The 18,931-nt window shown below is 61.2% G+C and carries 22 protein-coding genes; 8 read left to right on the forward strand and 14 right to left on the reverse strand.

Annotated features, from left to right (window positions below):
* Positions 1–30: 30 nt before the first annotated feature.
* The gene (locus ACYZT8_RS26285) at positions 31–822 is read right to left on the reverse strand and encodes a YfaP family protein (RefSeq protein WP_461977088.1); all 792 of its coding nucleotides are present in this window, start codon (positions 820–822) and stop codon (positions 31–33) included.
* Positions 823–1,329: 507 nt separating this feature from the next.
* On the opposite strand from ACYZT8_RS26285, the gene ACYZT8_RS26290 reads away from it, so the two are divergent.
* The 4 genes from ACYZT8_RS26290 (at position 1,330) to ACYZT8_RS26305 (ending at position 6,487) form a co-directional block, all read left to right on the forward strand.
* The gene (locus ACYZT8_RS26290; protein ID WP_007894317.1) at positions 1,330–1,572 is read left to right on the forward strand and encodes an exodeoxyribonuclease VII small subunit; all 243 of its coding nucleotides are present in this window, start codon (positions 1,330–1,332) and stop codon (positions 1,570–1,572) included.
* Positions 1,569–2,456: a (2E,6E)-farnesyl diphosphate synthase gene (gene ispA, locus ACYZT8_RS26295; protein WP_461977090.1), complete on the forward strand. Its 888-nt coding sequence runs from the start codon at positions 1,569–1,571 to the stop codon at positions 2,454–2,456. The genes ACYZT8_RS26290 and ispA overlap by 4 nt, the downstream gene beginning before the upstream one ends.
* A gap of 92 nt (positions 2,457–2,548) precedes the next feature.
* Positions 2,549–4,447, forward strand: coding sequence for a 1-deoxy-D-xylulose-5-phosphate synthase (gene dxs / locus ACYZT8_RS26300; RefSeq protein ID WP_461977092.1), 1,899 nt, complete (start codon positions 2,549–2,551; stop codon positions 4,445–4,447).
* A 156-nt stretch (positions 4,448–4,603) separates the two neighbouring features.
* The gene (locus tag ACYZT8_RS26305) at positions 4,604–6,487 is read left to right on the forward strand and encodes a TonB-dependent receptor domain-containing protein (RefSeq protein ID WP_461977094.1); all 1,884 of its coding nucleotides are present in this window, start codon (positions 4,604–4,606) and stop codon (positions 6,485–6,487) included.
* Positions 6,488–6,600: 113 nt separating this feature from the next.
* Here the strand turns inward: ACYZT8_RS26305 and ACYZT8_RS26310 are convergent, their stop codons facing one another.
* From ACYZT8_RS26310 to nrdR, 12 genes are all read right to left on the reverse strand, one after another.
* On the reverse strand, positions 6,601–7,401 hold the full coding sequence (locus ACYZT8_RS26310; protein ID WP_461977096.1) for a cobalamin-binding protein: 801 nt from the start codon (positions 7,399–7,401) through the stop codon (positions 6,601–6,603).
* The gene (locus ACYZT8_RS26315; RefSeq protein ID WP_461977098.1) at positions 7,401–7,820 is read right to left on the reverse strand and encodes an MFS transporter; all 420 of its coding nucleotides are present in this window, start codon (positions 7,818–7,820) and stop codon (positions 7,401–7,403) included. Before ACYZT8_RS26315 ends, ACYZT8_RS26310 begins: the two co-directional genes overlap by 1 nt.
* A complete protein-coding gene (gene ribA / locus ACYZT8_RS26320; protein ID WP_461977100.1) occupies positions 7,817–8,434 on the reverse strand; it encodes a GTP cyclohydrolase II in 618 nt (205 codons plus the stop codon). The genes ACYZT8_RS26315 and ribA overlap by 4 nt, the downstream gene beginning before the upstream one ends.
* Before the next feature lie 288 nt (positions 8,435–8,722).
* The gene (locus ACYZT8_RS26325; RefSeq protein WP_461977102.1) at positions 8,723–9,460 is read right to left on the reverse strand and encodes a substrate-binding periplasmic protein; all 738 of its coding nucleotides are present in this window, start codon (positions 9,458–9,460) and stop codon (positions 8,723–8,725) included.
* A 22-nt stretch (positions 9,461–9,482) separates the two neighbouring features.
* The gene (locus ACYZT8_RS26330; protein ID WP_403102722.1) at positions 9,483–9,986 is read right to left on the reverse strand and encodes a phosphatidylglycerophosphatase A family protein; all 504 of its coding nucleotides are present in this window, start codon (positions 9,984–9,986) and stop codon (positions 9,483–9,485) included.
* On the reverse strand, positions 9,983–10,948 hold the full coding sequence (gene thiL / locus ACYZT8_RS26335; protein WP_461977104.1) for a thiamine-phosphate kinase: 966 nt from the start codon (positions 10,946–10,948) through the stop codon (positions 9,983–9,985). The genes ACYZT8_RS26330 and thiL overlap by 4 nt, the downstream gene beginning before the upstream one ends.
* A gap of 18 nt (positions 10,949–10,966) precedes the next feature.
* A complete protein-coding gene (nusB, locus tag ACYZT8_RS26340; RefSeq protein ID WP_034153728.1) occupies positions 10,967–11,467 on the reverse strand; it encodes a transcription antitermination factor NusB in 501 nt (166 codons plus the stop codon).
* Positions 11,464–11,940: a 6,7-dimethyl-8-ribityllumazine synthase gene (gene ribH / locus ACYZT8_RS26345; RefSeq protein WP_003185938.1), complete on the reverse strand. Its 477-nt coding sequence runs from the start codon at positions 11,938–11,940 to the stop codon at positions 11,464–11,466. The genes nusB and ribH overlap by 4 nt, the downstream gene beginning before the upstream one ends.
* Before the next feature lie 91 nt (positions 11,941–12,031).
* On the reverse strand, positions 12,032–13,123 hold the full coding sequence (ribBA, locus tag ACYZT8_RS26350) for a bifunctional 3,4-dihydroxy-2-butanone-4-phosphate synthase/GTP cyclohydrolase II (protein WP_461977106.1): 1,092 nt from the start codon (positions 13,121–13,123) through the stop codon (positions 12,032–12,034).
* Positions 13,124–13,139: 16 nt separating this feature from the next.
* Complete coding sequence (locus ACYZT8_RS26355; protein ID WP_008059524.1) at positions 13,140–13,805, reverse strand: riboflavin synthase; 666 nt, start codon at positions 13,803–13,805, stop codon at positions 13,140–13,142.
* A gap of 46 nt (positions 13,806–13,851) precedes the next feature.
* On the reverse strand, positions 13,852–14,985 hold the full coding sequence (gene ribD / locus ACYZT8_RS26360; RefSeq protein ID WP_461977108.1) for a bifunctional diaminohydroxyphosphoribosylaminopyrimidine deaminase/5-amino-6-(5-phosphoribosylamino)uracil reductase RibD: 1,134 nt from the start codon (positions 14,983–14,985) through the stop codon (positions 13,852–13,854).
* On the reverse strand, positions 14,982–15,446 hold the full coding sequence (nrdR, locus tag ACYZT8_RS26365) for a transcriptional regulator NrdR (protein WP_003228656.1): 465 nt from the start codon (positions 15,444–15,446) through the stop codon (positions 14,982–14,984). The genes ribD and nrdR overlap by 4 nt, the downstream gene beginning before the upstream one ends.
* A gap of 127 nt (positions 15,447–15,573) precedes the next feature.
* On the opposite strand from nrdR, the gene ACYZT8_RS26370 reads away from it, so the two are divergent.
* The 3 genes from ACYZT8_RS26370 (at position 15,574) to trxA (ending at position 17,745) form a co-directional block, all read left to right on the forward strand.
* Entirely contained in the window at positions 15,574–16,038 is a 465-nt protein-coding gene (locus tag ACYZT8_RS26370; RefSeq protein WP_461977110.1) for a YbaY family lipoprotein, read from the forward strand.
* The gene (locus ACYZT8_RS26375) at positions 16,035–16,691 is read left to right on the forward strand and encodes a class I SAM-dependent methyltransferase (RefSeq protein WP_461977112.1); all 657 of its coding nucleotides are present in this window, start codon (positions 16,035–16,037) and stop codon (positions 16,689–16,691) included. Before ACYZT8_RS26370 ends, ACYZT8_RS26375 begins: the two co-directional genes overlap by 4 nt.
* 181 nt (positions 16,692–16,872) lie before the next feature.
* Entirely contained in the window at positions 16,873–17,745 is an 873-nt protein-coding gene (trxA, locus tag ACYZT8_RS26380) for a thioredoxin (protein ID WP_219097484.1), read from the forward strand.
* A 57-nt stretch (positions 17,746–17,802) separates the two neighbouring features.
* Here the strand turns inward: trxA and ACYZT8_RS26385 are convergent, their stop codons facing one another.
* Positions 17,803–18,147, reverse strand: a complete 345-nt coding sequence (locus tag ACYZT8_RS26385) for a hypothetical protein (RefSeq protein WP_461977115.1) — start codon at positions 18,145–18,147, stop codon at positions 17,803–17,805.
* 133 nt (positions 18,148–18,280) lie between these two features.
* Here ACYZT8_RS26385 and ACYZT8_RS26390 point away from each other — a divergent pair, with 133 nt between their 5' ends.
* Positions 18,281–18,865, forward strand: coding sequence for a DUF2796 domain-containing protein (locus ACYZT8_RS26390; protein WP_461977117.1), 585 nt, complete (start codon positions 18,281–18,283; stop codon positions 18,863–18,865).
* Positions 18,866–18,931: the final 66 nt, after the last annotated feature.

An 18,931-nucleotide genomic window follows, 5' to 3' on the forward strand; every position in this document is an offset into this window, starting at 1 on the left:
AAAACCCAATTCATCCGTGGAGCGGGATGCTTAATAGTTGAAAGTCTTGACCAGCAGCAGGTCACCGATGGCCCGCAGGGGCACGATGAAGGTCTCGCGTTTTTCGTCGACGGTGTTTTCGTTGAGCACCAGGTTGATTTGCGAGGTGATCACCTCGTTCTGGTTGCTGGTCTCATCGAAGTTATAGCCGCCGCTGCCGAAGTTGCCCCAATAGTTCACGTAAACCAGATAGGTTCCATGCATCGGCGCGGTCATGGTGAACATTTCCGGGCCGGGGCCATCGACGCCGTCCGGGTCCAGGCCGCCACCGTTGCTCATCGCCGGGTGAGCCCAGAATGCATGCTGACCGTCGGGAGTAACGATGTGCAGATCAAGTTCGGCTTTCGGATCGTCCCAACCCAGCACCACGCGAATCCGTGCCGGCGTGCGCAGGTTGTTGGCTTCATAGAATTGGACGCGTTTGAGGGATTTGCCTTCGGCACTGCGCACTTCGACGCTGTTGGAACCCGCACCGAACGCATACGGCCGGGCGAAACGCCCTTGGTCGTCGGTGTACAGATTGAGGGGATTGCCGTTGACCGCCAGCGTATGCGGCCCGCGTTGCGTGCCGATGGCCTTGAGCTGGCCTTGAATCATCGTGCGATTACGCTGCACGCCCCGGTCGATGGGCGGAGTCGGATAGGCCACTTGAGGGTATTCGCTGCGGTCCAGCAAACCGTTGTAGCGCCAGCCGCCGGCCGGTTCCGACAGCTCAGCCGTCGGCTCGGCCCAGGCAGCGGTCGTGCAGACCCACGCCATCAGCACTAGAAGAAATGAACGCATGTGACGCCTCCTGCCATGCATAACGAAACCTTGCGCCCGATCCTCGGCGCGTTACAGATCCAAAAACTGCGTTTCGTCAGAAAGACCCGTGACTATTGGGTCGTAGAAGGCGCGAAGGTTAGCCATTCGGCACTTTTTTAACAATCGGATACATCTACATTTGCGGTAGGAATCACGCACATTTGAGTCCGTGAGCCGAATAGCGAGTTTATTCGGCTCACGGAATGAGCCGAATAATCCCCATCACTCACGGAAGCGACATCCCTTTGTGGCGAGGGAGCTTGCTCCCGCTCGGCTGCGCAGCAGTCGCGAATTGCTGAATACAGTATTCCTGAAATAACTTTGGTGAATGGTTTGGGGCCGCTGCGCGACCCAGCGGGAGCAAGCTCCCTCGCCACAGGGGTTATTTCAACTTGGGACCAAGGCTCAAACACCCGCCCTCATTTGCCCATAACCCCCATGTCTGCTAGTGTCGCGCCGGTTTAACGTCAACCGGAAATAGCCGCCATGGCCCGCAAAAAAGCTGCACTGGATTTCGAACAATCCCTCGCTGACCTGCAAACGCTGGTGGAGCGACTGGAGAACGGCGAATTGTCGCTGGAAGACTCGCTGACGGCTTTCGAGCAGGGCATCGGTCTGACCCGCGATTGCCAGGCGGCGCTGGCCCAGGCCGAGCAAAAGGTTCAAGTGCTGCTCGAGCGTGATGGCGAGTTGGCCGAGGAACCCTTCGACGCGGATCAGCCAGAATGATTGCAGCGTATTCGGCGACCAGCCAGGCCCGCGTCAACGCGGCGCTGGAAACCCTGTTCAACGCGCCGAGCCCTGAGCTCGCGCGCTTGTACGAAGCCATGCGCTACAGCGTGATGAATGGCGGCAAACGGGTGCGTCCGCTGCTGGCCTACGCGGCGTGCGAAGCGCTCGGCGGCAAGGCTGAGCAAGCCAACGGCGCGGCGTGCGCGGTGGAGCTGATTCACGCTTATTCCCTGGTCCACGACGATTTGCCGGCCATGGACGACGACGATCTGCGTCGTGGCCAGCCGACGACGCACAAGAAATTCGATGAGGCCTGCGCGATCCTGGCCGGTGACGGCTTGCAGAGCCTGGCGTTCAGCGCCCTGCTCGACCCGCGCCTGAGCAATTCTGACGCTGAAATCCGCTTGCAAATGGTCAGAGCTCTCGCATTGGCCGCAGGCCCGGCCGGCATGGTCGGCGGTCAGGCCATCGACCTCGGTTCGGTCGGTTTGAAGCTCGATCAGAAAGCCCTCGAATACATGCACCGGCACAAGACCGGCGCGCTGATCGAGGCCAGCGTCAAACTCGGCGCGCTCGCCAGCGGCCGAGCCGAGAAAGACGAACTGAAGTCCTTGCAGACGTATGCGCAGGCCATCGGCCTGGCCTTCCAGGTGCAGGACGACATTCTCGACGTCGAAAGCGATACCGAAACCCTCGGCAAACGCCAGGGCGCCGACATCGCTCGTGACAAGCCGACCTACCCGGCCCTGCTCGGCCTCGACGCGGCCAAGGCCTACGCCCTGGAACTGCGCGATCAGGCCCTGCACGCGCTGCGACCGTTTGACGCGGCAGCCGAGCCATTGCGCGATCTGGCCCGCTACATCGTCGAACGGCGCAGCTGACGGCGTATCCGCCAAGTTAAAACCAACGCGTGGGCAGGGGGCGATGCATCAGGTAAACTGCCGCATCTTTTATACCTATAACGATTCGCCTGATGCCCACGACGTTTCATGAGATTCCCCGCAAGCGCCCGACCACGCCCCTGCTCGACCGTGCCAACACGCCGGACGGCCTGCGCCGGTTAGGCGAAGCCGAGCTGGAAACCCTGGCCGATGAGTTGCGCCTGGAATTGCTCTACACGGTCGGTCAGACCGGCGGGCATTTCGGTGCAGGCCTGGGCGTCATCGAGCTGACCATCGCGTTGCATTACGTCTTCGACACCCCGGACGACCGGCTGGTGTGGGACGTGGGTCATCAGGCCTATCCGCACAAAATCCTCACCGGACGTCGCGAGCGCATGGGCACCCTGCGCCAAAAGGACGGCGTCGCAGCCTTCCCGCGTCGTTCCGAGAGCGAGTACGACACCTTTGGCGTCGGCCACTCCAGCACCTCGATCAGCGCAGCGCTGGGCATGGCGATTGCCGCCCGCCTGCAAAACAGTGATCGCAAGGCCATTGCCGTGATCGGCGACGGCGCACTGACCGCGGGCATGGCGTTCGAGGCGTTGAATCATGCGCCGGAAGTGAACGCCAACATGCTGGTGATCCTCAACGACAACGACATGTCGATCTCGCGCAACGTCGGCGGGCTGTCGAATTATCTGGCGAAGATCCTTTCCAGCCGCACTTACGCGAGCATGCGTGAAGGCAGCAAAAAGGTCCTGTCGCGCCTGCCCGGCGCCTGGGAAATCGCCCGTCGTACCGAAGAATACGCAAAAGGCATGCTGGTTCCCGGCACGCTGTTCGAAGAGCTGGGCTGGAACTACATCGGCCCGATCGATGGCCACGACCTGCCGACCCTGATCGCCACCCTGCGCAACATGCGCGATCTGAAAGGCCCGCAGTTCCTGCATGTCGTCACCAAAAAAGGCAAAGGCTTCGCCCCGGCGGAAGTCGACCCGATCGGTTACCACGCCATCACCAAGCTTGAACCTGTTGATGCTCCGGCCGCTGCGCCGAAGAAATCCGGTGGGCCGAAGTATTCCGGCGTATTTGGCGAATGGCTGTGCGACATGGCCGCGTCTGATCCGCGTCTGGTGGGCATCACCCCGGCGATGAAAGAAGGCTCCGATCTGGTGGCGTTCAGCGAGCGCTTCCCGCTGCGTTACTTCGACGTGGCGATTGCCGAGCAACACGCCGTAACTTTCGCCGCCGGCATGGCCTGCGAAGGCGCAAAACCAGTGGTGGCGATCTATTCGACCTTCCTGCAACGCGGTTACGACCAACTGATTCATGACGTCGCGGTGCAAAACCTCGACGTGCTGTTCGCCATCGACCGCGCAGGCCTGGTGGGCGAAGACGGCCCGACACATGCGGGTAGCTTCGACCTGTCGTTCCTGCGTTGCATCCCCGGCATGCTGGTGATGACCCCGAGCGACGAAAACGAACTGCGCAAAATGCTCACCACTGGGCACTTGTTCAACGGCCCGGCGGCGGTGCGTTATCCGCGTGGCTCCGGCCCGAACGCGACGATCGAAAAAGACCTGCAACCGATCGAAATCGGCAAAGGTGTGGTCCGTCGCCAGGGCAGCAAAGTCGCCCTGCTGGTATTCGGCGTGCAACTGGCCGAGGCGCTGAAAGTCGCCGAGAAGCTGGATGCGACCGTGGTCGACATGCGTTTCGTCAAACCGCTGGATGAGGAATTGGTTCGTGAAATCGCTGGCAGCCACGAGTTGCTGGTGACCATCGAAGAAAACGCGATCATGGGCGGCGCCGGTGGCGCAGTCAGCGAGTTCCTCGCGCGGGAAAACATCCTCAAATCGATTCTGCACCTGGGCTTGCCGGACAGTTACGTCGAGCACGCGAAGCCTGCGCAAATGCTGGCCGAGTGTGGGCTGGATGAGGCCGGGATCGAAGCTTCGGTGCGTGAACGCCTGACACTGCTAAATATTTAAACGCATCACCCTGTGGGAGCGAGCCTGCTCGCGATAGCGGCCTGACAGTCGACATATTCGTTGACTGACACACCGTCATCGCGAGCAAGCTCGCTCCCACAGTGGTTTCTGTGCCTTTCAAAATTTGTGTTCGCTTTAAGCACCAACGGACTGCCGATGAAACTCTCCCCCCTCGCCCTGACGCTGACCCTGCTGCCGGCCGGCCAACTCCTGGCTGACACCTTCGAGCGCGATCAAGCCCTGAAACTCCCCGAAGTGTTGATCAGCGCCAACCGCCAGGTCGAAGCACGCAACGACAGCAGCGCCGCCAACACCGTGTTCACCCGCGAAGACATCGACCGCCTGCAACCGAACAGCGTCACGGACTTGCTGAGTCGCGTACCGGGCGTGCAAGTCGGACAAACCGGCGGGCGTGGCAGCCTGCCGGGGATTTACATTCGCGGGACCAAGTCGGCGCAGAGCCTGGTGCTGGTGGACGGTCAGCGCATCGGCAACTCGACCTCCGGCGACAGCAACCTGCAACACATCAACATTGAACAGGTCGAGCGCGTGGAAGTGCTGCGCGGCTCCCGGTCGGTGATTTACGGCAGTGATGCGATTGGCGGGGTGATTCAGATTTTCACTCGCCGTGGCGGCGAACAAGGCTTGCAGCCACGTATGCACGTGGGGTTTGGCAGCAACCAGACTTGGGAGCGCAGCCTCGGATTATCCGGCGGCGATGAGAAAACCCGCTTCAACCTCGGCGCCAGCCTCGATGAAACCGCCGGCATCAATCGCACCCACGCGTCCTATCCCAGCGATGGCGATCACGATGAGTACCGTAACAAGTCAGTGAGTTTGAGCCTGAGCCACGCCCTCACCGATGACATCGAAATCGGCGCCAACGTGCTGGATAACCGTGGCAAAAGCGAGTTCGATAATCCGTTCGGGCGCTTCGACACGACAACCTTTGAATCGCTGCAGCAACAGCCTTACAGTGACTTTGCCGTGAGCAGCATCAGCAGTTACGTCGATGCCCAGGTCAACGACCTCTGGAAAACCCGCGTCGAATTCGGTCACAGCGAGAACCGCGAGAAGACCCTGGACAAGCTCAGCCATGAACGCAGTGTGTTCAATACTTACCGTGATTCGGTGAACTGGCAAAACGACCTGACGCTGAATGAGCGCAACAGCCTGATCCTCGGCGGCGACTGGTACGAAGACCGGATCAACAGCAGCACCCCGTTCGACGAAGACAGCCGCTGGAACCGCGCGGCATTTATCCAGCATCGCTATCAGGCGGACAGTTTCTCCACGGAACTGGGCCTGCGCCGCGACCAGAACCAGCAGTTCGGCAGCCAGAACAGCTGGAGCGGTACTTTCACCCTGCCGTTGAACCCGGACAACGATGTGCTGCTGACCTACAGCGAAGGCTTTCGCGCACCGACGTTCAATGACTTGTATTACCCGGATTTCAGCAACCCGGACCTGAAGCCGGAAACCTCGAAAAGCTACGAACTGCAATGGCGCAGTCAATTGACCGAGACCAGCCGCATCGAAGCTTCGCTGTATCGCACCGACCTTGAAGACGCGATTATTTTCGGCAGCAACTCACGGCCGCAGAACGTTGCCTCGGCACGCATCAACGGGTTCGAAGCGGCTCTGAAGCAGGAACTGTTCGGCTGGCAGAGCAACCTCGGCGTGGCAATCATCGACCCAAGGGATCGCGACAGCGGCCACACCCTGGCGCGTCGAGCACGGCGGACCTTGAGCCTGGACCTCGATCGACAGTTCGACCGGCTCGGCCTCGGCGCCAGCTGGCAAGCGGTGAGCAGCAGCTATGACGATGAGAACAATCAGCAGCCGTTGGGCGGGTATGCGTTGCTGGGGTTGCGTAGTAGCTGGGAGTTGAATCGCGAGATCAAGCTTGAGCTGAAGGTCGATAACTTGCTGGACAAGGGGTACAGCCGGGCGTTGTACAGCCATGACGGCAGTCAGTATGGGTATCGCGAGGAAGGTCGGGCGTGGATGTTTGGGGTGACCTGGACGCCGGAGTTCTGAGCCACGATCGTTCCCACGCTCCGCGTGGGAATGCATCCCGTGACGCTCTGCGTCACATCCAAAGCGGACGCGGAGCGTCCATGGCGGCATTCCCACGCGGAGCGTGGGAACGATCAGCGTGAAGGCGCAATAATTTGGCAAAGTTTGGCCGTCGCTTCGATCATCTGCCCACTCGGCCGTTCCAGCCCCTTATCCGTCACCAACAGCAACCGCCCTTGCGACACCGCCGCCACCTGCGGCCAGGCTTTCCACGCCTCCAGCTGCGCTTGATCACTGGCCAGAATCACCTCGGGATCACGCTGTAAAACCGCCTCGACGCTGACCTGCGGCGCCGGCAATGTCAGGTCGGCGAACACATTCCGCGCCCCGCACACCTGCAGCGCATCACTGATGATCTGCCCGCCGCCAACGGTGTACAGCGGTCGATCCCATACTTGATAAAACACCCGCAACGGTTCATCCCGGCGATAACGCTGGCGCAGCACATCCAGTCGTTGGCGTAATTGCGCGGCCAATGCAACGCCACGCTGAGGCCGACCGAGCTGCGTAGCAATCGCTTCGAGCTGCGCAGTCAGTTGTTCGAGGTTGTGGGGTTCGGCGACATAGGTGGGGATGTTCAGTCGCTTGAGCTGCTCACGCTGGGCCGGGCCAACGCTGCCAGGCCAGAGCAGCAGCAAATCGGGTTTGAGGCTGAGCAACCGTTCCATGTCCAACTGGCCGTAGCGGCCAACCGATGGAAGACCTTTGAGTTCGACAGGACGCTCACCGGCATCCAGCACGCCGACCAAAAGGTCCGCGGAGCCCAGTTCGACAACGATTTCAGAGAGAGACGGCGCGAGGCTGACAACGCGCTCGACCGCAGCCGCCGAGCTGCTGATGACCAGCAGCAACACCGCCAGCCATATACGAAACATCAGCCGAGTTGACGCGGAATACGGTAGAGGTAGAACAACACCGTGGTCGACAGCGCCAGCAACACCAACGGCACCGCTTCGAGGCCGACGAACACCGCCAACGCACCGATCCACGCCGGTAGGCCGGCGACCAGCAACGCCGTGCGGCGTTTGGCCGCCAGGGTGATCCAGGCGGCGGGTTCCTCAGGGGTGTCGAGGGCTTTCTGGGTGGCGATCAGCGCGTGCTTGTAGCCACCAAAAAACTTCAGGCTGACAAACATCGAGGCGACACCGGCGATGAACAATGGCATCGCCAGCACTGGCAAAATCGCCTCGCCCTGGCCGAACACGCCATTGATCACGAACAGTGGCAGCAAGGCCAAAGCCAGGTATTGCCACCAACTGAAAGACAATCGCCGCCGTACTTGACCACGCGTCACGCCCGGTCTGCCTCGCCCTGATGCTCGTTGCCCATCATGTGATCGAGCTTGCTGGCCTTGGTGGCCAGGTAGAGTTTGTTGTGCGGGTTGTGGCCGGTGTGCAGCGGCACGCGCTCGGCGACCACGATGCCCATGTCGGTCAAGGCTTTGACCTTGCGCGGATTGTTGGTCATCAGACGCAGGGATTTCACGCCCAAGTGTTCCAGCATCGGCAGGCACATGGCGTAGTCACGCTGGTCGGCGGCAAAGCCCAGACGTTCGTTGGCTTCAACGGTGTCGGCGCCACCATCCTGCAACTCATAGGCGCGGATTTTGTTCAGCAGGCCAATGCCACGGCCTTCCTGGCGCAGGTAAAGCAAAACGCCACGGCCTTCACGGGCGACGGCCTGCAAGGCGGCCTCGAGTTGCGAGCCGCAGTCGCAACGCTGGCTGAACAAGGCATCGCCCGTCAGGCATTCGGAGTGCAACCGGCCGAGTACCGGGGCACCGTCGGCGAACTCACCCAGGCTCAGCACCACGTGCTCGCGCCCGTTTTCTTCATCGAGAAAGCCGTGCATGGTGAATTGCGCAAAAGGCGTTGGCAGCTTGGAAGCGGCGACAAAAACGACAGGCACCGGTGTGCTCCTGATCAATAAGTACTGGAGATTCGCAGAGGCGGCATTGTAACAGCAGGTTCCTGCAGACGCTTAGGCTGAATTATGGGGCATAACGATCAAAAAGTTAGATCTCAAGCGCTTGAAGCCCGGTCTGCGCACGCCCTGTAGCAGCTGGCGAAGCCTGCGTTCGGCGGCGAAGCCGTCGTCAAACCTGACGACTCGGTCAGCCGGATACACCTTGGTGCCCGAATTTACGACGGCTTCGCCGCCGAACGCAGGCGTCGCCAGCTGCTACAGGACTTGTTGTCAGTTCGGGGCAAACGGATAAGGCTGTTTCCAGCGTTCGAAGATGGGCTTCAACCGGCCGCTTTTCACCAGCAGCTCCATGCGCTCATCGAACAACGCCATCAAGGTTCGGGCCTTGGAAGTATCGGCAAAGCACAGGTACAGCGGCAATTCCGCGATATGGGTGCGACGAAACTGCGAAGGATCCTTGGCCCACTTGAGGACATAGTCCACTTCGGTCAGCGCGTCGATGTAGTAGTCGGCGCGGTTGCGGGTCAGCATCGATAGAATTCCGGTGCGCCGAATGACTTCGTTATATCGCCGTACGTTGGGCAGGTAATCCTGATAGTCGTAGCCGTGGACCCAGGCCAGTCGATAGTTACCCAGCGTCTCCGGGGTCGGCGCAGGATTGCTCGCCAGACCCAGGGCATAGATGTGATCGGTATCGAAGTTCCAGCGCGGATAAAGCAGATCGCTGGTCTCGTCGCGGTAGGAGCCGACACAGGCATCCACTTCGCGGCGCTGAGCCAGACCTACGGAGCGCGTGTAAGGCTCGGTTCGAATGTCCAGTTTGACGCCGGCAGGCTCGAACACTTCCCGCAGCACGTCCCACCCCAGGCCATGACCGTCAGCGGAGGTGTAGTCTTCCCAGTCTTCGCTGGCCAGGTAAATCACGGACGGCGTCGGCGTGGGATCGCCCGCTTGGGCGAACGGGCAAAGCATGGCGAACACCATCACAGCCAACCAGCGTCGAGCCATCCCTAGTCCCCTGTTTCGCCCGTCAGGCGAAAATCCATACCAGCCCTTGCATCGCCAACCACGCAAACACGCCTGCCAGTACGTCATCGAGCATGATCCCGACGCCACCGTGCACATGCCGGTCGATCCAGTGGATCGGCCAAGGCTTGAGAATGTCGAAGAAGCGGAACACCAGGAACCCCGCCAGCAACCAGTACCACCCTTCCGGCACCAGCCACAGGGTGATCCACATCCCGACCATTTCGTCCCAGACGATGCCTTCGTGGTCGTGTACCCGCAAATCGTCGGCAACCTTGCCGCACAGCCAGAAGCCGAACAGCATGGTGACGCCGAGCATCAGCCAGTAACCCCAGTCGGGCAACATCTGCCACAACGGGATAAAGGGTAGCGCAACTAACGAACCCCAGGTGCCCGGTGCTTTTGGCAAGGTGCCCGAGCCGAAGCCGAACGCCAGGAAATGCCAGGGATTGCGCCAGACCGAAGGCGGTACGAATTCCGCCGGGACCTGTTTGGGATGATCTGTCACGGTGTCTCCCGAAAATGTTGATAACCCCGGGTTTGCGGGGTGATGTCTTGCCCGACGGCATCCAGCAGCGTCACGCCCTGCCCGGCTTCTACTCTGCCGACCACGTGGATCGGCCAACCGTCGGCCAGCAATGCAGGCAACTCGACGGACGGTAGGGTGAAGGCCAGCACGTAATCGTCCCCGCCGCTCAGCGCTGCCTCTTCGGCGGCCGATTGACCGAGGAAGGCCACTAGAGCGTTCGACAGCGGCAATCGGTCCCGTTCAACTTGAATGCCGACCTTCGACGCCAGGGCGATATGCCCACAGTCAGCGAGCAAGCCATCGGAGATATCCAGCGCCGAGGTGGCTTTGCCACGCAGCGCCTGACCCAACGCCAGTTGCGGCTGCGGCGACCAGTAGTGGGCCAGCAATGGATCGGCGATGGCGGCTTCAGCCGTGCGCTGACCCAGCACCAGCGACAAGGCACCCGCCGCATTGCCCAACTCACCGCCCACGCAGAGCAAGTCGCCGGGTTGCGCACCGCTGCGGGTCAACGCCTTGCCGGCCGGCACCCGACCGAACACAGTCATGGTCAGGCTCAGCGGTCCACGGGTGGTATCACCGCCCACCAACGCCACACCACAGCACTGCGCCATGAGGTTCAACCCACGGGCGTAGGCGTCCAGCCAATCGGCGGTCACCGTCGGCAAGGTCAGGGCAAGGGTAAATGCAACGGGGGTGGCGCCCATGGCAGCCAGATCGCTGACGGCCACAGCCAGCGAACGCTGACCGAGCAGAAACGGATCGCAAGGATCTGCGAAATGCACGCCGGCAACCAGCGTGTCGGTGGAAATCGCCAACTGCTCCCCGGGGGGAACCGCCAGCAAGGCGCAGTCATCGCCGATCCCGAGGGCAACGCCTTCGCCGCCTTGCGCACAAGGCGCGGCGGCGAAGAAATTGCGGATCAGCTCAAACTCGCCCATGGCAGCTGCAAGCGCTTGTTAGCGCTTGAACGCCTTCACTTCAGCTTCACGCAGACGCGGGGCCAGCTTGTCGAGTACACCGTTGACGAATTTGTGGCCGTCGGTGGAACCGTAGACTTTCGCCAGTTCGATCCCTTCGTTGATCACAACGCGGTACGGCACGTCGACGCGCTTGAGCAGTTCCCAGGTGGACAGGCGCAGTACGCACAGTTCAACCGGATCCAGCTCTTCGATGGTCAGGTCCAGGCACGGCGCCAACGCAGTGTCGATCTCGGTCAGACTGGCCGGGACACCGTGCAGGATGTCGTGGAAGTAGCTGGCATCGGCGAAGGTGAAATCGTTGTCGACGCGAAACTGCGCTTCGATTTCGTTCAGCGAAGTACTGGCCATGTGGCGCTGATACAACGCTTGAGTCGCCAACTGACGGGCAGCGCGGCGCTTTTCACTTTTCGAAGGCTTGCCGGCGTCCGTTGGACGCGGTTCGCGCGGGTTGAAACGATCGCTTTCGTCGCTAATCACTTGGCCTCCAACTGCGCCAGCAGGCTGACCATTTCCAGAGCGGACAGGGCAGCTTCGGCACCTTTGTTACCGGCCTTGGTGCCGGAACGTTCGATGGCTTGCTCGATGGAATCAACGGTCAGCACGCCAAATGCGACTGGAACGCCGAACTCCATGGACACCTGGGCCAAGCCCTTGGTGCATTCGCCCGCCACGTATTCGAAATGCGGAGTGCCGCCACGAATGACCGCGCCCAGGGCGATGATTGCCGCGTATTCGCCCTTCTGAGCGACTTTCTGCGCAACCAGCGGGATTTCGAAGGCGCCAGGCGCGCGGATGATGGTGATGTCGCTTTCGCTTACGCCGTGGCGAACCAGGGCATCAACTGCACCGCTGACCAGACTTTCAACGACGAAGCTGTTGAAACGGCCCACTACCAAAGCGTAGCGGCCTTTAGGGGCGATGAAGGTACCTTCGATGGTCTTCAGGGTCATTCGTTAGATCTCTTAAAGAGCCGGGACGCGTTTTCTACGCGTCCCTCGGTGATGTGTTAGCCGCGAATAAAGGACTGGAAACAACCGGTCATTATTCGGAGGGCACGTATTCTACAACTTCCAGATCGAAACCGGATATCGCATTAAATTTCATTGGCGCAGACATCAAGCGCATTTTGCGTACGCCCAGGTCCCGAAGGATCTGCGAACCGGCACCGACGATGCTGTAGGTGGTCGGTTTTTTCACGACAGTCTGGTCCGCGGTTTCACGGATGTGCGCCAGCAACACGTCGCCATCGAGCGGGTGACCGAGCAACAGCACCACACCGCTGCCGGCCTCGGCCACCGCGGCCATGGCGGCGCGCAGGCTCCAGCGCCCTGGTTGCTTGACCATCAACAGGTCGCGCAGCGGGTCCATGTTGTGCACGCGAACCAGGGTCGGTTCTTCGGCGCACACGGTGCCCAGGGTCAGGGCCATGTGCACGTCGCCTTCCACGGAATCACGATAGGTCACCAGGTTGAACTGGCCCAGTTCGCTGTCCAAAGGCTGCTCGGCAATCCGCTGAACGGTACGTTCGTGGATCATCCGGTAGTGAATCAGGTCGGCGATGGTGCCGATCTTGATGTTGTGTTCGGCCGCGAAGGCTTCCAGTTCGGTGCGACGGGACATGGTGCCGTCGTCGTTCATCACTTCGCAGATCACGCCGCTTGGCTCGAAACCGGCCATGCGCGCCAGGTCGCACGCCGCTTCGGTGTGACCAGCGCGTGCCAGGGTGCCGCCGGCCTGAGCCATCAGCGGGAAAATGTGGCCGGGGCTGACGATGTCTTCAGCCTTGGCGTCTTTCGCGGCAGCCGCTTGCACAGTGCGCGCGCGGTCAGCAGCGGAGATGCCGGTGGTCACGCCTTCGGCTGCTTCGATGGACACGGTGAACTTGGTGCCGAAGCCGGAACCGTTGCGCGGCGCCATCAGCGGCAGCTTGAGCAGCTCGCAGCGCTCGCGGCTCATCGGCATGCAGATCAGGCCACGGGCGTGCTTGGCCATGAAGTTGATGTGTTCGGCCTTGCAGCACTCGGCGGCCATGATCAGGTCGCCTTCGTTCTCGCGGTCTTCGTCATCCATGAGGATGACCATCTTGCCTTGGCGGATGTCTTCAACCAGTTCTTCGATGCTATTGAGCGCCACAAGGCACCCCCTTGAGTCAGGATTTGAGGTAGCCGTTGGCGGCCAGAAAGCTTTCAGTAATGGTGCTGCCGGCAGTCGGCTCTGCCGCCTTGTCGCCCAGCAACAGGCGTTCCAGATAACGTGCCAGCAAGTCAACTTCGAGGTTTACCCGGCGACCTGGCTGGTACGACGCCATGATGGTTTCGCTCAGGGTGTGCGGAATGATTGTCAGCAGGAACTCGGCGCCATCGACCGCGTTCACGGTCAGGCTGGTGCCGTCGACGGTGATCGAGCCTTTATGGGCGATGTACTTAGCGAGTTCTTTAGGTGCACGGATGCGAAATTCCACAGCGCGAGCATTCTCGGTACGGGCAACCACTTCGCCCACGCCATCGACGTGACCGCTGACCAGATGCCCGCCGAGGCGAGTGGTCGGGGTCAGGGCTTTTTCCAGGTTCACCGGGCTGCCGCTTTTCAGGTCATTCATCGCGGTGCAGTCGAGGGTTTCGCGACTGACGTCCGCCGCGAAGCCATTGCCTGGCAGCTCAACGGCAGTCAGGCATACGCCGTTGACCGCGATGCTGTCGCCCAGTTTGACGTCGCTCAGGTCGAGCTTGCCGGTTTCTACGTGTACCCGCACATCTCCGCCTTTTGGGGTCAATGCACGAATACTGCCGATGGATTCGATGATGCCGGTAAACATGGAGTCCTCCTCGAGAACAAAGCCGTCGCGTAGCGCAGGCCGGGAATTATACGCTCGCCGCCGGCGCAGGAATGGCGATGACTCGCCAGTCATCGCCAACCGCGCGAATTTCGGTGATTTTGAGCTCGGGCGCGTCTTTCATCTGCGCCAGCGGCCAGTCCAGCAATGGTCGGGCCGAAGAACCGAGAAACTTGCCCGCGATGAAAATCTGGAATTCATCCACCAGACCTTGCTGGGCAAACGCCCCCGCAAGACGCGGCCCCGCTTCGACCAATACTTCGTTCACCCCGCGATTGGCGAGCTCGACCAGCAGTTTGCGCAGGTCGACCAAGCCATCGTCACCGGCCACGATCAGGCATTCCGGACCGTTGGCGTATTGCTCTTCGACCGCCATGCACGTAGCGACCAACGCGGGACCAGCCTTGAAGAACGGCGCATCCAGCGGCACGCGCAAACGGCCGTCGATCAGCACGCGCAGCGGCGGGCGGCTCATGGCCAGGGCCGTTTGCTCGGCGTCCAGGCCCAGCTCATCGGCACGCACGGTCAATCGGGCGTTGTCCGCCAGGACCGTGTCGGCGCCGGTCAGCACCACGCTGGCCTGGGCGCGCAGGCGTTGTACCGCCGAACGTGCGGCCGGGCCGGTAATCCATTGGCTTTCGCCGCTTTCCATCGCCGTGCGACCGTCGAGGCTCATGGCCAATTTCACCCGCACGAACGGCAAGCCGTGTTCCATGCGTTTGAGGAAGCCTTCATTGAGCTTGCGCGCCTCGCCTTCCAGCACGCCGCTTTCGATAGCGATGCCAGCCTGGGCCAGGCGCTGCATGCCGCGACCGGCCACCGACGGGTTCGGGTCCTGCATCGCCGCAACGACGCGTGCGAGACCGGCATTCACCAGCGCATCGGCGCAGGGCGGCGTGTGGCCGTGGTGGCTGCACGGTTCGAGGGTCACGTAAGCCGTGGCACCACGGGCCTTGTCGCCCGCGGCACGCAGGGCGTGGACTTCGGCGTGGGGTTCGCCGGTACGCACATGCCAGCCTTCGCCGACAATCTGCCCGTCTTTCACGATTACGCAGCCAACACGAGGGTTGGGGTGCGTTGTGTAATGACCTTTGCGCGCCAGTTCCAGAGCACGAGCCATGTAATGGGCGTCGAGGATGGCTTGTTCTGGGGAGGTGGTCATTCTTTCACCGGCTCACGGGCCAGGCGATCGATCTCTTCGCGGAACTCGTTGAGGTCCTGGAAGCGCCGATACACGGAGGCGAAACGAATGTAGGCGACTTCGTCGAGCTTTTGCAGCTCGGCCATCACCAGTTCACCGACCACGAGGGATTTGACCTCGCGTTCACCGGTGGCGCGCAGCTTGTGTTTGATGTGCACCAGCGACGATTCGAGGCGCTCGACACTCACCGGGCGCTTCTCCAGCGCACGCTGCATGCCGGCGCGGAGTTTTTCTTCGTCGAACGGCTGGCGGCTGCCGTCGGTTTTGATCAGGCGCGGCAACACCAGTTCAGCGGTTTCGAACGTCGTGAAACGCTCGCCGCAGGCCAGGCATTCGCGCCGGCGGCGCACCTGTTCGCCCTCGGCGACCAGACGCGAGTCGATGACCTTGGTGTCGTTGGCACCGCAGAAGGGACAGTGCATGGTGGCAGGCAACAAAAAAAGGGAGGGCCATGGTAGCGCATCCCCGTGGCAAGACAAGCCATAGGGTTTACGGTATACAGACGGGCTATATGCCTGATTCATGGATTTCACCTTGCTGGAGCCGCAAATGTCCCTAAGACCGCTCGTCTTGCTCAGTCTTTTCAGCCTGCTGGTGGCCTGCAGCAGCGATGCGCCCAAGCCCCAGCCGCCGACGCCGGGCCCTGCCCCACAGGCGGCGCAGAAAAAGGCCAAGGAATCGGCCAACCTCGGCCCGCTGCCCGCGTATCAGCGTGAATTGAGCGGCACCCTGCAAGGCGTGCCGGCCGGTGCCGAAGTCGAACTGGCGCTGCTGGTGATCGATGCCCAGGACCGCCCGCAACAATTGCTCGCCAGTTCCAGCCTGATCGGCACCAATCAAGTGTTGCCGTTTCACCTGCGCTTCAACCCGGAATCGTTCCCGGCCGGTGTTCGCGTTGAACTGCGTGGTCGCGCCAGCCAATCCGGTCAGTTGATTTTGCATTTGCCATCGCAGGTCATTAGCCAGCCAACGACTCAGGCCCTGGGTCAGCTGCAGTTCGTCAAAGCGCCATGATTGCACCGCTCGACCTGCAACAGGCGTTGGGTGAACTGCTCGGTGATGCGCAGCTTGTGCCTGTCGCATTACCCGAAACCGGACTGAAACTCTGGCTGATCGACGGCGACAACATGGACCGCGCATTCAGCCCGGAAGAAACCCGACGGATTCTGCATGAGCCTCCGTACTGGAGCTTCTGCTGGGCCAGCGGCCTGGCGGTCGCCCGCTACCTCGCCGAATTCCCTGAGTGGGTCAAAGGCAAACGCGTGCTGGATTTCGGCGCCGGTTCCGGGGTGGCGGGGATCGCGGCAGTCAAGGCCGGCGCGCTGGAAGTGGTGGCCTGTGACCTGGACCCGCTGGCGATTGCGGCGTGTCGGGCGAATGCTGAACTCAATGACGTACACCTTAATTACTCGACGGACTTTTTCGCCGAGGCGGATCGGTTTGATCTGATTCTGGTGGCCGACGTTCTGTATGACCGGGCGAATCTGCCGTTGCTTGATGAGTTTTTGAGTCGTGGCCAAGAGGCGCTGGTGGCGGATTCGCGGGTGAGGGATTTCAGGCATCCGCTCTATCAACGCATTGAGATGCTGGAAGCGATGACGTTGCCGGATCTGGCCGAGCCTGAAGAGTTTCGGCATGTGAGCCTGTACCACGCCACACGACCATGATCGTTCCCACGCTCTGCGTGGGAATGCAGCCCGGGACGCTCCGCGTCCCTTTCCACCGCGTGACGCAGAGCGTCACAAGAGGCATTCCCACGCAGAGCGTGGGAACGATCAGTGTTCCCGCTTCCGGGCGCCCCCCGTCAAGCCGTATAGTTGCCCCATTCACGCTTCCAAGAGATCCCCCATGAGTCAGGAAACGCCATACATCTTCGACGCCACGACCGCCGATTTCGACCAGTCGGTGATCGAGAACTCTTTCCACAAACCGGTGCTGGTGGATTTCTGGGCCGAATGGTGTGCTCCCTGCAAAGTGCTGATGCCGATGCTGCAAACCATTGCCGAGAGCTATCAGGGCGAATTGCTGCTGGCCAAGGTCAACTGCGATCTCGAACAAGACATTGTCGCTCGTTTCGGCATTCGCAGCCTGCCGACGGTGGTGTTGTTCAAGGACGGTCAGCCGGTGGACGGTTTTGCCGGTGCGCAACCGGAATCCGCTGTGCGAGCGATGCTCGAGCCTCACGTACAAATGCCACCACCAGCGGCCGCTGATCCATTCGAACAGGCTCAGGCCTTGTTCGACGACAGTCGTTTCGCCGATGCCGAAGCCGCGCTCAAAGTGCTGCTGGGCGAAGACAACACCAACGCCGGCGCCTTGATCCTTTATGCCCGTTGCCTGACTGAACGGGGTGAACTGGGCGAAGCGCAAACCGTGCTCGACGCAGTGAAAAGCGACGAGCATAAAGCGGCGCTGGCCGGCGCCAAGGCGCAGATTCAGTTCCTGGGCCAGGCCAAGGATTTGCCGGATGCGGCAGACCTGAAAGCGCGCCTGGCGAAAAACCCGCAGGACGATGAAGCGGTGTATCAACTGGCAATCCAGCAGTTGGCCCGCCAACAGTACGACGCCGCGCTGGATGCGTTGCTCAAACTGTTCATCCGCAATCGCAGCTACAGCGAAGGCTTGCCGCACAAGACCTTGCTGCAGGTGTTCGAACTGCTGGGCAATGATCACCCGCTGGTGACCACCTACCGCCGCAAGTTGTTTGCTGCGTTGTATTGATCTGTAGGAGCCGGCTTGCTGCGGGCGGCTCCTACAGGATCGGGGCCATCCTCGGGCCTACGATTCGATCCAGCTGTAGAGCGGCGTATCCCCGCCGCTCACCACCTTCACATCAGCGCAATGGCGCAAGCGCACCAGCAGGCGTTTGCCCGATGCCGCGCTGCCGGTCAATCCTTCCAGCTGCTCCAGCAAATCCGGCCCGCTCAATTGCCCGGCCTTGCGCAGCAGGTCTTTGGCGACCTGCCACAGCGCATCATCCTGATTCACCTGTTTGGCCGGGGCGACACTGGCCTCAGGCTTGACCGCCTGCAACTGCGCGCCGAGCCGCGCCCAATCGCCGTCGTCCATCTCCAACGTCAAATCCACCGGCCAGTCGCCGATGTTTCCGCGAATTCGCAACATAAGTCTGCTCCCGCACATTTCTGACTTGCATGCTCCCATGCGACTTGCACAACGCCAAGCAGACGGTCAAACTCCCCGCACTTTCGTTATAAGATTACATAACAAATTCTTCATTTTACTTCGGAGACCCGCCATGCGCCGTCTGCTTCTCGCTCTGCCGTTTGCCCTGTTGCCGCTGGCCGTCGCCCACGCTGCTGATGAGCATGATCACGACCATGAACACGGCAGCCTCGGCGCCCACGAACATGGCGTCGGTCGCCTGAACGCGGCGCTGGACGGTCAGACTCTGGAGCTGGAACTGGAAAGCCCGGCGATGAACCTGGTGGGCTTCGAACACGCCGCCACCTCCGATGCCGACAAGGCCAAGGTCGCCGCTGCCCGTGCGCAGCTCGAAAAGCCGCTGACGCTGTTCAACTTACCGAAAGCCGCCGGTTGTGTGGTTGCAACCCAGGAACTGGAAAGCCCGTTGTTCGGTGACAAGCCAGACGCTGACGATGGTCACGATGAAGATGCCAAAGACGAGCATCACCACGACCACAGCGAAATCCACGCCCACTATCAATTCACCTGCGCTGCCCCGGGTGCACTGAAAACCCTGGACCTGGCGAACATCTTCAACACCTTCCCGGCCACCCAGAAGATTCAGGTACAACTGATCAGCCCGAGCGGGCAGCAAGGGGTTGAAGTGACGGCCAAGGCTGCCGCTCTGAAGTTCTGAATGCACTAAAGATCCTGTGGGAGCGGGCTTGCCCGCGAAGGGGCCGTCACATTCAGCACACCTGTT

It is taken from the genome of Pseudomonas sp. LB3P93, from assembly GCF_054898025.1.